The organism is Embleya sp. NPDC020630 (genome assembly GCF_044334985.1).
Taxonomy (GTDB): Bacteria; Actinomycetota; Actinomycetes; order Streptomycetales; family Streptomycetaceae; genus Embleya.
Window position 1 is genome coordinate 232,481 of the sequence record NZ_JBIRUB010000006.1, and the last position, 13,432, is coordinate 245,912.

Annotated in this window: 10 protein-coding genes and 1 pseudogene; 8 read left to right on the forward strand and 3 right to left on the reverse strand. The window is 72.4% G+C overall.

Annotation, left to right across the window (positions count from 1 at the left end; all coding sequences use genetic code 11):
• Positions 1-153 precede the first annotated feature (153 nt).
• From ACH4XV_RS22475 to ACH4XV_RS22510, 8 genes and pseudogenes are all read left to right on the forward strand, one after another.
• Complete coding sequence (locus ACH4XV_RS22475; protein ID WP_395792442.1) at positions 154-810, forward strand: maleylpyruvate isomerase N-terminal domain-containing protein; 657 nt, start codon at positions 154-156, stop codon at positions 808-810.
• Between the two features lie 53 nt (positions 811-863).
• Positions 864-1,355, forward strand: coding sequence for a DinB family protein (locus tag ACH4XV_RS22480; RefSeq protein WP_395792444.1), 492 nt, complete (start codon positions 864-866; stop codon positions 1,353-1,355).
• A gap of 257 nt (positions 1,356-1,612) precedes the next feature.
• Positions 1,613-2,836: an alpha/beta fold hydrolase gene (locus ACH4XV_RS22485; protein ID WP_395792446.1), complete on the forward strand. Its 1,224-nt coding sequence runs from the start codon at positions 1,613-1,615 to the stop codon at positions 2,834-2,836.
• Between the two features lie 302 nt (positions 2,837-3,138).
• On the forward strand, positions 3,139-4,959 hold the full coding sequence (locus ACH4XV_RS22490) for a hypothetical protein (protein ID WP_395792448.1): 1,821 nt from the start codon (positions 3,139-3,141) through the stop codon (positions 4,957-4,959).
• 157 nt (positions 4,960-5,116) lie between these two features.
• Positions 5,117-5,458, forward strand: a pseudogene (locus ACH4XV_RS22495) (ATP-binding cassette domain-containing protein); the annotation flags it as partial.
• A gap of 188 nt (positions 5,459-5,646) precedes the next feature.
• Entirely contained in the window at positions 5,647-8,658 is a 3,012-nt protein-coding gene (locus ACH4XV_RS22500) for a LuxR C-terminal-related transcriptional regulator (RefSeq protein ID WP_395792450.1), read from the forward strand.
• A gap of 276 nt (positions 8,659-8,934) precedes the next feature.
• Entirely contained in the window at positions 8,935-9,618 is a 684-nt protein-coding gene (locus ACH4XV_RS22505) for a papain-like cysteine protease family protein (RefSeq protein ID WP_395792452.1), read from the forward strand.
• The gene (locus ACH4XV_RS22510) at positions 9,615-10,502 is read left to right on the forward strand and encodes a hypothetical protein (RefSeq protein ID WP_395792454.1); all 888 of its coding nucleotides are present in this window, start codon (positions 9,615-9,617) and stop codon (positions 10,500-10,502) included. Before ACH4XV_RS22505 ends, ACH4XV_RS22510 begins: the two co-directional genes overlap by 4 nt.
• 132 nt (positions 10,503-10,634) lie before the next feature.
• Here ACH4XV_RS22510 and ACH4XV_RS22515 read toward each other — a convergent pair whose 3' ends face one another.
• The 3 genes from ACH4XV_RS22515 to ACH4XV_RS22525 all read right to left on the reverse strand — a co-directional run bounded on the left by ACH4XV_RS22515 (position 10,635) and on the right by ACH4XV_RS22525 (position 13,355).
• On the reverse strand, positions 10,635-11,471 hold the full coding sequence (locus tag ACH4XV_RS22515) for a hypothetical protein (protein WP_395792456.1): 837 nt from the start codon (positions 11,469-11,471) through the stop codon (positions 10,635-10,637).
• A gap of 212 nt (positions 11,472-11,683) precedes the next feature.
• On the reverse strand, positions 11,684-12,187 hold the full coding sequence (locus ACH4XV_RS22520; RefSeq protein WP_395792458.1) for a SigE family RNA polymerase sigma factor: 504 nt from the start codon (positions 12,185-12,187) through the stop codon (positions 11,684-11,686).
• Between the two features lie 355 nt (positions 12,188-12,542).
• Positions 12,543-13,355, reverse strand: coding sequence for a helix-turn-helix transcriptional regulator (locus ACH4XV_RS22525; protein WP_395792460.1), 813 nt, complete (start codon positions 13,353-13,355; stop codon positions 12,543-12,545).
• Positions 13,356-13,432 lie beyond the last annotated feature (77 nt).

A 13,432-nucleotide genomic window follows, 5' to 3' on the forward strand; every position in this document is an offset into this window, starting at 1 on the left:
GACCGGACCGCCCCGGCCCCACAGGGCACATGTCCCGGGGAAATCCCAGCTCCGACCGACGCACCCGTGCGGGTGAACGGCCCGGTCGACCGATCCGTATCGCGCCGGGCAAAAGCGTTTGTCGGGTGCCGTGGTGCGGACTAGCGTGCCCGTGTGGATCTCTTCTCACGCTCGTGGACGGCGTTGCGCGCGGCGGTTGCCGAGCTTTCGGACGAGGACTTCGCCCGGCCGTCGGGGTGTACCGGCTGGCTGGTGCAGGACCTGGTGTGCCACCTGGTCATCGACGCGCAGGACGTCCTGATCACACTCGTGACGCCCGCCGACACGGAGCCGACGCGCGATGCGGTGACGTATTGGGAGGTCGCCGAGACGCCACCGACCGGTGACGATCCGCTCGACGCGTTGACGGTTCGGCTGGCCGCCGCGTACCAGGATCCCGGGTTGCTGAAGTTCCACCTCGACGACGTGGGCTCGGCCGCCGGGCGTGCGGCCGAACTGGCGGATCCGGAGCTGCGCGTCGGTACGCGGGACCAGGTGCTCACCGTGGCCGACTACCTGTCCGTGTACGTCCTGGAGTGGACCCTGCACCACCTCGACCTCATCGCACACCTCCCGGACGCGGCGGACCCGCCCGCCGAGGGACTGGCCCGGACCCGCGAGCTGCTGGAGCGGATCGCCGGGGCCTCCTTCCCTGCGTCGTGGTCGGACCGGGACGCGCTGCTGATCGGTACCGGGCGGCGCGCGGCGACGGACGGGGAGCGGGCCGAACTGGGCGATCTCGCCGCGCGGCTGCCGCTTTTCCTCGGCTGACGGTTCGGGGCGGGGCTCACGAAGTGCGCCGGGTGCGCTGTTAGGGTCCGTCGATGACAAGAATCGTGCCCTACACCGGTGCCGAGAAGGAGAGTCTGCTCGCCAGTCTCGATCGGCATCGTGATGCGGTCCTGTGGAAGCTCGACGGTCTCGACGACGACGCGCTGCGGCGACCGATGACGCCCTCGGGGACCAATCTGCTGTCCCTGGTCAAGCACTTGGCGGCGGTCGAGTACGGGTGGTTCTGTACGACCTTCGGGCGCGAGACCGAGCCGCTGTGGTTCGACCCGGAAGACGACATGACCGTGCTGCCGAGCGAGTCCACGGCCGACCTCGTCGCCTTCTACGGCCGGGCGCGGGTCGCCGCCGACCGGGTCGTCGGCGAACTCGGCCTGGACGACGTCGGCACGTCCTGGAACGGCAATACGGTGTCCCTGCGCTGGGTCCTGATCCACATGATCGAGGACACGGCGCGGCACGCCGGCCACATGGACATCGTGCGCGAACTCCTCGACGGGGCGACCGGCGACCACCCGCGTCCCTGATTCCTGCTCCGCCGCAGCGACTCGGCCCCGGTGCGGCGTGAAGACTACTTCCGGGAGAGCATGGGCTTTGCTGTGCCATGCCGCCCACGGAGCACGCGAGGAGCCTTCTCCCGTCGGATGCGGGCGCCGGGGGGCGCGGGCGAGAGTTGTTCTCGTCAGGGCGGCTGCGTGGGCGGAGGCGTCCGCCCCACCCGGTGCGCCGCCGCGTCCGGGCCGGGTCGTGTACCGGCGCTTTCGACCATCGACGGGGAACTGCTGTGGAGCACCGACCAGCCGAGAACGGCACCGACGACGAAGCCGGTCCCGAGGTCGGCGCCGACACCGGCGCCGACGGGGCGGAGGGTGGCGGCCGGGGCGACGAGGCCGGCTCGGCCACCGAAGCCCGGCCGGGCGACGCCCAAACGACCGCGACGGTGACCGAGGCGGCGGCGGGTGTAGGTGCCTCCACGGCCGACCCGCCCTCGGACGCCGACCATCAGGCCACGGACCCGCCCTCCGACGGGACCCCGCCGCCCCGGACGCGGTCGCGGCTTCGCCGTTGGGGGCGACGGATCGCGTTGACCTGCGTCGTGACGCTGGTCGCCGTGACGCTCGCGTCGTTCACGTACAACGCATTCACCGACGACCGGGCCGACCCGCCTGAAGGGCTGACCTACGTACAGGCGGCCGACATCCGTACTCGCTACCAGACGTGGGGCACGTCCGGGCCGCCCGTCGTCCTCGTGCACGGTGCCTTCGAGTCCGTCGACACCTGGTCGCGGCTGGCTACGCTGCTGGCCCGCGACCACCGGGTCTACGCGCTCGATCTGACCGGATACGGCTACAGCCAACGGCGCGGGCCGTACACGGTCGACCACCTCACCCGGCAACTCCTGGGTTTCCTCGACGCGATGCACCTGGGTGGTCCGGGTGAACGGCCGCTGCTGGTGGGCCACTCCAGCGGGGCCGCGATGGTCGCGGAGGCGGCCCTGCGCGCGCCCGAGCGCATCGGGGGCATGATGCTCCTCGACGGCGACGCGCTCGACACCGGCGCCGGCCCGCCGTCCGCGCTCAAGTACGTGCTGATCGACCCGTTCCGCACCAGCCTGCTGCGGATAGGGCTCGGTACGGACTGGCTGATCCGGAAGGTGTACGGCTCGCAGTGCGGACCGGAGTGCCCTCGGCTCGACGGCGCGGGGGTCGACCAGTGGCGGCGGCCCTTCCAGGTGGCGGGCGCCGAGGGCGCGCTGTGGAGCATGCTCGGCGAGGGCGTGTTGGGTATATCCGCCGACCGCCTGCAGCGGCTGCGCGACGTGCCCATGCCCAAGTCGGTGGTCTTCGGCGCGAACGACGACGTGTTCGACCACAAGACCCCCACCGAAACCGCCGACCGCATAGGCGCCCCGCCCCCCACGCTCATCCCCAAGTCCCGCCACCTCCCCATGATCTCCGCCCCCGAGGCGGTAGCCACCGCGATCGACGCGGTCCCGGCCCGGCAATAGCCGGCAAACGACGGTCGGGCCCTGCTCGGCTCACGCCCGGTGCTGACCCGCGCCCCGTGAGAATCACCCGATCGAGGTCGTCACAGGGACAACGGCCGCGCCCAAACGCGACATCATCGACACCATGCCCGGCGAACCGACGGCCGGGGTCAATGACTCGCACGTGTTGTCGATCGCCTCGACGCCTCGATCGTGACCGGCTTCGCACACGCACGCGGTCCGGCGCGACAGCGCCCCGACGGCCGTCCACCCACCGAACCGGAGCATCGAAGCGGAACACCGACCCGGAACACAAGGACGACATGACCGGCACCACCACGCCCGCCCTGGCACCCGACGCGGTCCCGGACGTCACCGCGCCGTCGGAGCCCGCCGCCGGCCCACGGAGGGGCCTCGCCCGCCGAATCAGGCTCCTCGACCACCTCGCCATCGCTCTTCCGGTGCTGATCCTGGCCGGCATGGGGTGGCACCGGCGGTGGATCACCGACGACGGGTTGATCTACGTACGCGCGGCCCGGCAGATCCTGGCCGGCAACGGTCCGGTGTACAGCCCCGGCGAGCGCGTGGAGACGTCGACCGGCACGTTGTGGCAGTGGCTGCTGGTGCTGCTCGACGCGTTGGTCCCGGGCGATCCGGCCCGCGTCGCCGTCTACGCGGGCCTGGCCCTGTCGGTCGCCGGGCTGTGGCTCGCCCTGTCGGGCACCCGTCGACTGCTGCGCGCGGAGACCGGCCGGACCCTCGCCCCCGCCGGCGCCCTCGTCCTGGTCGCCCTGCCCCCGGTCTGGGACTTCGCCACGTCCGGACTCGAAACCGGCCTGCTCGTCGCCTGGATCGGCCTGTCGTGGCGATTGCTGATCGCAGACGACCCCCGGGCATGGACGACCCGGCATCGCCTCGGCACCGCGGCGGTCTTCGGGCTCGGCTTCCTGATCCGGCCCGAACTGGCGGCGACCGCAGTGGTGTTCCTGATCGCCCTGGTCCCGGTGTCGGGATCGGGACGGCGCGCCGTCGTGGCGATGTTCCTCGCCGCCGGCGCGCTTCCCGCGGCGTATCAGGTCTTTCGCATGGGCTTCTACGGCCTGCCGTATCCGATGCCCGCCGTCACGAAGAGCGCGACCCGCCTGTACTGGGGGCGCGGTTGGGACTATCTCCTCGACGTCGACCGGCCCTACCACCTGTGGATGCCCATCCTCCTGATCCCGGCCGTCGTGGCGCTGCTCCTGCTGCGCCGTCGCCCGCGCGAGCGGCGCACGCTCGTCGTCGGTGCGGCGCCGGTCGTGGCCGCGCTCGTCCAGGCGCTGTATGTCGTGGGCGTCGGCGGCGACTTCATGCACGGTCGTATGTGGGTGCCGGTGCTGGTCCTCGCCCTGCTGCCGGTCCTGGTCGTGCCCGTGGACCGTCGGGTGGCGGCCGTGGTCGGGTTGGTGGCGATGTGGGCGCTTTGGTGCGGCGTGTCGCTGCGGTCCGGTCTGACCACCACCGACGGGCCGCGTGCGGGGGTGTACCAGACGTGGAACGAGCGCATGGTGTATGTGAATTGGACCAGGACCACCAACCCCACCACCTCCCACGCGCACAGCGAGACCCTCCCCGGGCTGCGCGCGGAGTTGTTCCGCATGGACGCCCAGGGCCGGCACCTTCTGGTGTTGGACGGCAATTACCTCTCCGCCGCCGGTGGTCCGCCGCCGCTGCCGCTGCGACCCGACGTGCGGGCCGCAGAGGGCCTGGTGATGGGGCGGCTGGGCGTCGGCGGCGTGGTCACCCCACTGCGCGGGATCGTGGTCGACGTGTGGGGGCTGAGCAACACGGTCGGCGCGCACATCGAACGCACCCAACACGTCGCCGCCGGCCACGAAAAGCTCCTCCCCCTCGCCTGGAACATCGCCCTGTACGTCGACCCGACCGCCTGGTCCCGGATCCCACCCAACGCGGCACCCCCGGAGGACATCCGCGCCGCCCGCGCCGCCCTGGACTGCGGCGACCTGAAAGAGTTGGTGCGCTCCACGACGGAACCGATGACACCCGGCCGATTCCTGCGCAACCTCACCGGCTCCTTCGACCGCGCCCGACTGACCATCCCGGCCGACCCGAAAGCGGCCGAACGCACGTTCTGCCGCCACTGACCCAGGCCCGGCCGGCGCCGGGACACCACCCCGCAGGGTGTGGTTTTCCGCAGGTGGACCCGGCGCTCGGCCCCATATCGCGGCCGTCCGCGCTCCGGCAGGCTGCTTGTACCGGTGATTCGGGGCCCGTTCGAGGGAGCGGGTACGCGCCGGCCACATCGCCGGTGGCGGCGCGGGCGCGGGGTTGGTCAAGGAGTACGGGTCCGGCGCCGGTCCGGTCACGGCGTTGGCCGGGGTGGACGTGGAGCTGATGCGCGGCGGCTTCACCGCGATCATGGGGCCGTCCGGTTCGGGCAAGTCGACGCTGATGCGGTGTTTGGCCGGGCTGGACACCGCCACCCGGGGCGACGTGGCGATCGGGGACACCGAGCTCGGCGATCTGGACGACACCGCGCTGACCGAACTGCGGCGCGACCGGCTCGGGTTCGTCTTCCAGGCGTTCAACCTGCTGCCGACGCTCTCCGCGCCGGAGAACATCACGCTGCCGGTCGAGATCGCCGCCGGGTCCTGGCCATCCTGCGCTATCTGGGCTCCTGGCCCCACCGCGAGCGTCGACGGGCCGAGGACATCCGGGAAGCCCCGCCGCGCGCACCCGTTGACGCCCGGCGGGAGCCGCGTGACGATGGGTCCGGCCGCGGGCGGGTGGCGGTCTCGGCGGACGTGGATCCGGCATGGTGAGGACGACGCGTGGCGCACACCGACCGTACGCGACACGAACTGACCGCGCTGGCCCGGGATCGGCTCGCCTCGGGCGGCGTCGTCCTGCACGGCCCGGTCGGGATCGGCAAGTCCCACGTGCTGCGCGCGTTGCTCGCCGGTGACCGTGGCGCACCGCTGCTGCGGACCGAACCGGCGTCGGCGGAGCGGGAGTTGGCTTTCTCCACGCTCGCCGATCTGCTCGATCCGGTCACCGACGAGGTGCTGCGCGCACTGCCCGCGCCGCAACGCTCTGCGCTGCGGGTCGTGTTGTGCCGCGAGCCGGCCGAACCGGGTGGACCGGATCCGCTGGCACTGCGTCTGGGTACGCTCGCGGTGTTGCGGGCGTTGTCGGCGTCCACTCCGGCGATGGTGGCCATCGACGGTGCGCAGTGGGTGGATCCGGCCAGCGCCGAAGTGCTGACGTTCGTCGCGCGGCGCCTGGATCCCGCGCGGGTGCGCGTGGTCGTCGCCGAGACCACGGATCCGCCGGCCGGGCCGATCCACGGCGGCCGGTTCTGTCCCGGCGACGTGCTCGAACTCGAACTCCCGCCGCTGGGCTTGGCGGAGACCCGCGATCTCCTCCACCGCACGGACCGCACGGACCGCACGGATCGGACGGATCGGACGGATCGGATGGACCGAACTGCCGGTTCCATCGAGGCTCTCGGGGCCATCGGCGCCCTCGAAGCCGGTGGGCCCTTCGGCGTCCTCGGCGCCGTCCCGATACCGCCCGGCCCCGACGATCCGACGGACGAACGCCCCCTGCCGCACTGGCTCAGCCGGCAGGTGCATCGGGCCGGCGCGGGCAATCCGATGTACGCCCTCGAACTCGCCCGCGCGCTGCGCCGGTTGGACCGGTTCCCGACCCGCGACCAACCGTTGCCCGTGCCCGATCGGCTGCGCCGGCTGCTCACCGCCCGCCTGGAGGGTTGGTCGACCGATGCCCGCTGGTTGTTGCTGCTCGCCGGGGCCGCCGCCCGTCCCACCGTCGCGACGTTGCGGGCGGCGGCCGGTTTCGTGCACGCCGCGCACGACGCGCCGATCCACACGGCGGACCCGAGCGGCGACGATCTGGTCAGGCGCACCGTCGCCGACGCGACCGCGGCCGGCGTCCTCCACGTGGGCGAGGACGGTGATCGACTGCGTTTCGTGCACCCGCTGTTCGCCGCCGCGCTGTACGACGGCGGCACCGCGGAGGAGCGCCGCGCCGCGCATGCCGCGCTCGCCGAGGTGTGCGGCGAACCGATCGAACGGGCCCGCCATCTGGCCCTGGCCCTGCCCGGTCCGGACGAACGGGTGGCCGGCACGCTGATGGCCGCCGCCGAACAGGCCCGCCGCCGGGGCATGCCCGACGAGGCCGCCGCGCTGGCCCGCCTCGCCGTGGCGCGCACGCCGGACGAACACGCCGACCGCAGATGCGAACGCAGCCTCGACGGCGCCGGGCACGCCTACGCCGCCACCGACTACGAGCTGTGTCGCGAACTGGCCGGTCACGTCTTCGCCCTCGGCCCCACCCCCGCGCAGCGTGTCCGGGCCTGCATCCTGATCATCAACGCGGCCAACCAGGCGCTGCACGACCTGGACGAGGTGTTCGCGGAGGCGTTCGCGCAGGTCGGCGACGACACGTGCGGGCGGGCCCGGTTGCACTATCTGCGCGCGTGCAAGGCGCACATCAGCGACGGCGACTCGGCGATCGCCTGGACCGAGGCGGCGCGCGCCGCGACGCTCGCCCGGCGCGGCGGCGACCGCTCCACCGAGCAGGTCGCGCTCGCGCTCCAGGCGTTCGTGGGCACCCTCCAGGGCCGGCCGAACGCGCGCGAACCGCTGACCCGGGCGCTGGCCCGGCCGCAGGACGCCGGGCCGACCGGCAGCCACAACGGCCCTCGCGGGGTCAAGGCGCGATTGGACTTCTTCGCCGACCGGCTCGTCGACGCCGCGGCCGAACTCGACCGCATGTTGCGCCGGGCGAAGGAGTCCGACGACGCGGAGGAGAAGGTGTTCCTGCTCTGTGCCAAGGTCGACGTGGACGTCCGGGCGGGGCGGTGCGCCCAGGCGTTGTCGGCCGGGCACGAGGCGTTGCGGGTGGCGCGCGAGATCGGCGCACAGCTCGGTCCGGCCTACTATGCGGCGGCGGTGGCCGAGGCCGCCGGGGGCGATCCGGCCCGGGGCGCGGAACTGGCCCGCGAGGGCATACGCGTGGGTCGATCCGAGCAGGATCAGGTGTATCTGCCGTTGGCGCTGTGCATCCTGGGGCAGATCCAATACCGGCTGCGCGATCCGGTCGCGGCGGTGGGCTGTCTGAGTCGGGCCCGCACGATCGCCGAGCGGCGGGGCATCGTGGATCCGGCGGCGATCCCGTGGGGCGTGGATCTGGCCGAGGCGCTGGTGGCAGTGGGCGATCACGATCAGGCGCGCGCGGTAGTGGAGGAGGTCGGGGAGGCCGCGCAACGGTTGGGCCGTGACGGGGTGTTCGCGTCGTTGTCTCGGGCAGACGCCCTGGTCCGGGGCGAGTCCGGTGACCTGGCCGGCGCGGCCGAGTGCCTGCGGGCGACCGCCGAGCGGCATCGCGAACTGGGCCTGCCGATGGAGCACGGCCGCGACCTGTTGGCGCTCGGCGTCGTGGAGTTGCGCCGCCGGCATCCGGCCGCCGCACTGGCCGCCTGGCGCGGCGCGGAGCTGGCGTTCGTCCGCACGGCGGCGCGTCCCTGGCTCGATCAGGTCCGCACCGAGTTGGAGCGGGTCACCTTCGCGGACGACCCGGCCGCGGGTCGTCCGGCCGCCGAGGCACGCTCACGGGCGTTGACGCCGGCGGAGCATCGGGTCGCGGAGATGGTCGGCGACGGCGCGACCAACCGCGAGATCGCCACGCGCCTGTTCCTGTCCGCCAAGACGGTCGAGTCCACGCTGACCCGGGTGTACCGCAAGCTCGGGATCCGCTCGCGCGCCGAGCTGATCCGGCTCTCCCTGGGCGCGAACGGCCGGTCCCACCAGGCGGAATAGCCGCGCTTCGCGGTTGGTCGCGGCACCGAGGGGGGCTCGGGGGAACCCCCTGCTTTGCGTCCGGGGGGTTCCGGAGCGGGCCTTGGAGGATCAGCGTTGCCCATGTTCCCCCGCACGACCGGCGAGGGACTTCCTCCGCGTCCCGGACGACTCATCGCGCGTGTCGTCCGGGATGTCCGGCACCGCGTGTCCCGTTCCATCCGCGGTGCCCCCTCGCCGGTCGCGTCCCCCTCGATCTCCGTCCGGTGCCCCCTCGCCGGACGAGAAGGAGACACGATGATTCTGCGGAATCACGGTACGGTTCGCGGCGCCGCGAACCCGCCGGCCACGCCGTCGCGGCGCTGGAAGTCGGTCTGTGCCGGAGTGACCGCCGCGCTGTGCCTGGCCGTTCCGTTGGCCGGCAACGCGTCGGCGGCGCCGGCCAAGCCGTCCGTCGCCGCGCCCCTGAAGGTCGCCCCGGGCACTGCGCACGCCGCCTATGGAGCACGGCAGTTGGCCCTCACCGAACTGACCCAGGTGCAGAACCAGTGGTGCTGGGCAGCCACCGGACTGTCCGTGGCCAGGTATCTCGGCCGCGGTCTGAACACCAGTCAGAACACCTTCTGCGACTACGCCCGCGGCCTGCCCACCAACTACCAGTGCCCGAACCAGCCCGGTGAGCTGAGCGACGTACAGCGGGCCTGGTCCCGCCTCGGCATGCGACCGGGACGGGTCGCCGGGACGCTGGACCTCGGCACGGTGGCGTCCTCGATCGACGCCAACTCGCCGATCGTGGTGGGCATCTACTGGACCGCGGGCGGTGGGCACGCGAACGTCCTGTACGGCTACGACTCGGACAACGGAACGCTGATGTACTCCGACCCCTGGCCGTCCAGTCAGCGCTACGGCGAGATGGATTACAACTCGTACGTCAGCAACTACGAGTTCCAGTGGGCCGAGTCGCTGTACGGAGAGGCGTGAGTGTGATGACCGACATCTTCCGTTCCCGGCCCGACCACTCCCGCGCGCCCGTCCGGCGCGTCGGGGTGTTGGCCACCGTCGGTATCGGTGCGTTGCTGTTCCTCGCACCGACCGCGTCGGCCGCCGGTGACGCCGCCCTGACCGGTGGCGACTCGCCGACGGCCGCCGACCGGAACGCGGCGCAGCAGGCTCTGGTCTCCCCCGAGACCACGAACCGGCTGGCGACCTTCTTCGTCCACCTCGACCAGCGTGCGACCGCGCAAAACGGCGCGGTGGTCCAGTCGAAGGTCGCCCCCGAGGCCGCGGCGGCGCAGGCCCCGCAGCTCGTGGGCGCCGCGGTTCCGGTGTACTCGCTCAACGCGGACTTCGTCCGCGGCGGCAACTCGTCGGCGCCGGTGGCCAATTTCGCCTATCTCGCCACCGAGGCCCGTTCGGCCGCCGGGGTCGAGGCGACCGTGTGGACGGTGCGCGACCGCGCCTCGGGCGCGTGGCGGGTCACCAACGTGCTGTCGGGTGCCGACGAGGTCGGCTATGCCCGCCAGGCGGGCGGCGACACGGTGTTCACCGAGCCGCAGATCGCGGCCTGGTATCGGGTACACGCGGGTCGTGTCCTGCCGCTGAACCCGGCCGCGCAGCAGTCGGTCGGCCCGAACGGCGCCACCCTGGCCGACTATCGCACGCTCGTACACGACCGGTACGCCGACAAGTTGCCCGGTTCGACGTACCGACGCGACGGCAAACTGGGCGGCTTCGCGGCCACGCCGAGCACGCATCGCGGTGGATCCTCGGCGGCCGACATCGCGCTGCCGGCGAGCGCCGCCGGCGTGCTGGTCCTGGGCGCCGGCACCCTGGTGATTCGCCGCCGTCGGTCGGCAACGGCCTGATCCTGCACATCGGTTCATGCTCCGTGCGGACGTCTCCCAACCGCCGCGGACCCCAATCCCACCGCCCCGCGGGCCGAAGTCGCGGGGCGGTGGCCGTTTCGCCCCGAGCGGGCGATCGGGTGGGCCGATGGGTCAGCGCGCGCCGACGGGTTCGGTGGGGGCGGACGGGATGGTCGCGATCACGTCCCGGTTGGCAACGAGAGTGAGCAGCTCGGCGCTGTTCAGGGCCGGTCCGTCGTGAATCGCGCCGAACTTGTCGCGGTTGCTCGACGCGACGTAGTAGGTCAGGCCGGCGGGCGTGATCAAGGAGACCGAGATGCGGGTCTCCTTCCCCGAGCGCAGTTTGTCGGTGATCGCCTTCGAGCCGTCCGGTAGGATGCTGCGCTCGCACTCGGAGTAGTCGGGTTGGATCATCCGGCCCGTCTTGTTGTCGAGTTGCGGACCGAGTTGGCACAGGTTGTCCGGCTCGGCACCCGGGATGGCGGGCTTGCCGCCGGTGAAGTCGATCGTGGTGACGGTGCCGTCCTGGCGGGTCAGTAGGAAGAACAGCGTCTTGTCGCCCTCGTCCTGGTCCTGGGCCTTGACCACACCTGCGGGCAGGTGCGCGCGCAGCGCGGCGAGGACCCGGTCGTGGAAGGGGCCGGGGTTCAGCAGGAATTCGTCACCGGACACGGTGGGCGGCGGCGCGATGGCGGATTGCGATGGCTGCGGTACCGCTTGGCTGGGGGCGGCGGCGGGGCCGCCCGTGGCGGGTTCGTCGTCCCCCCTCAACGCCAGTGCGCCGACGGCGGTGCCGGCGAGCAGGGCACCCGCGGCGAGGCCCGCCACGCCGACACCGAGCCGACGGCGACGTCGGCGGCGGACACCGCCGGCTCGGACTCCGGGCAGGACGTCGGGAATCGGCGGCTCGGCATCGGCCGCCGGCAGCATCTCCCGCAGCAGTCCGGGCATCTCGTCTTCGAGAGGCATCGTGCGCTCCTTGGTGTGTGTTGTCGTGCCGGGCTTGTCGTCGCCGGGCTTGTCGCCTTGGGGCGGGTTGTCGTCGTGCGAGTTGTGCGATCGTTCGCCGTGGCGTGCGGCTTTGTCGCCACTCGGGGAGTTCGCCGTCGTGTACGGCTGGTTGTTGCGCGGGTTCGCCGTCATGTCGGGCCCGCTTGCCCCGCGCGATCGGACGCGATCGATCACGCGAGCGCGATGTCCGTCACCGACTCGCCGAGGATCGCGCGCAGTTGGCCCAGTCCACGGCTCGCGGCCGACCGTACGGCCGACGAACTCCGGCCGAGGATCGCCGCGGTCTCCTCGATGCTCTGGTCCTCCCAGTACCGCAGGACCAGCACGGCCCGATAGCCGGGCGACACCTTCCCCAGCGCCGCCAACAGCGCCAACCTGCGGGCACTGTCCTCCGGGACCGCCGATCCGTCGGGGACGGTCGCGGCCGGGAACTCGCGGCTGCCGCGCAGGCGTTTGCCGTCCACGAACCCCCGCACCATCACCCGTCGGGTATAGGCGTCCACCGCTCCCGGATCACGCATCCTGTGCCACGACGCGAACACCTTCTCCAACGCGTTCTGGACCAGGTCCTCCGCCTGGTGCCAGTCGCCGCACAGGAGATACGCCGTCCGGCGCAGCGCCTGGTAACGCGCCGCGACGAACTCGTCGAACATGCGCTCTCGTTCCTGCCTCATCCCCGGTCCAGCCTCATTCCGGCCCCTGCTTCCCGTGCGACCGATGTTCACGGCGGCCGTCTGCGCGCCGGTGTCGGGAGATAGACGGGTCGACGGCCCGGGAATGTTGCGTCACGATCGCGGACGGAGAGGACAACCGGCCCGGTCACGGAACATCGGGCCCTGCCAGTGCGAGGTTTGCACTGTCCGGGGTGGGTGTGGTGGTCGATGATCGGTGGGTCCGAGGCGATCGTGGGCGGTGTGGAGGGGATCCACGATCGTGCGGCGAAGGCGCGTGCCCCCATCCGTGCTCCCCGGATGGGGTCGCGCCGTCTCGGTCGGGGCGCCTCGGCCCGGCCGCGTCACCGAGGGTGTGTCACTGCTCGCCGTCGAGCAGGGCCAGCGCCGCCGCGGAGACCGCGTCCGCCGGCGCGTAGGCGATCACCACCTTGTCCGGGTCGTCGGACGGGTGCAGGGATTCGTAGGTCAGATCGAGCGCGCCGACGAGCGGATGCCGGATGCGACAGGTCCCGTGGGCCAGGTCGAACTTCGCCTGGGCCGACCACAGCCGGACGAAGTCGGGGCTGATCGCCGCGAGTTCGCGCAGATGTGCGGCCAGGTCCGGGTCCCGGGGCCGCTTGCCGACCTCGGTCCGCAGATAGGCGACGGTCTCCCCCGCCTTGCGCTCCCAGTCCGCGTACAGGGCTTTGGCGCGCGGGTCGCCGAACATCAGGCCGCCGATCGAGCGCCGCTCGGGCGGGACTTCGCCGAAGTCGAGGAACACCCGGGTGGCCGCGCGGTTCCACGCCACGATGACGCCGTTGCGGCCGACCACATACGCGGGCGGGCCCCACGCATCGAGCAATACGCGCAACCCCGGGCGTACCGCCGCCCGTTCCCGCGCGGGCGCGGCAGCGGGCCGGGCCAGGTTGCGCAGGTACTGCCGTTCGCCCCGGGTCAGACGCAGCGCCTCGGCGACGGCGTCGAGGACCGAGTCCGAGACGCGCGAGGCCTGGCCGCGCTCGAGGCGTATGTAGTGGTCGACGCTGACCGCGGCGAGCGAGGCCACCTCCTCGCGGCGCAGACCGACCACCCGTCGGTGACCGTCGTCGGACAGCCCCACATCGCGCGGCGACAACCGGGCGCGCCGGGACACGAGGAATTCGCGCAACGCGGTACTGGGGTCCACGCCGGCCAGTATCCCCATCCAAACGAGTGCTTGGGAAGCGTCTCGGTCGCCTCGATGCCGAGGTCGGCCGTCGTCCT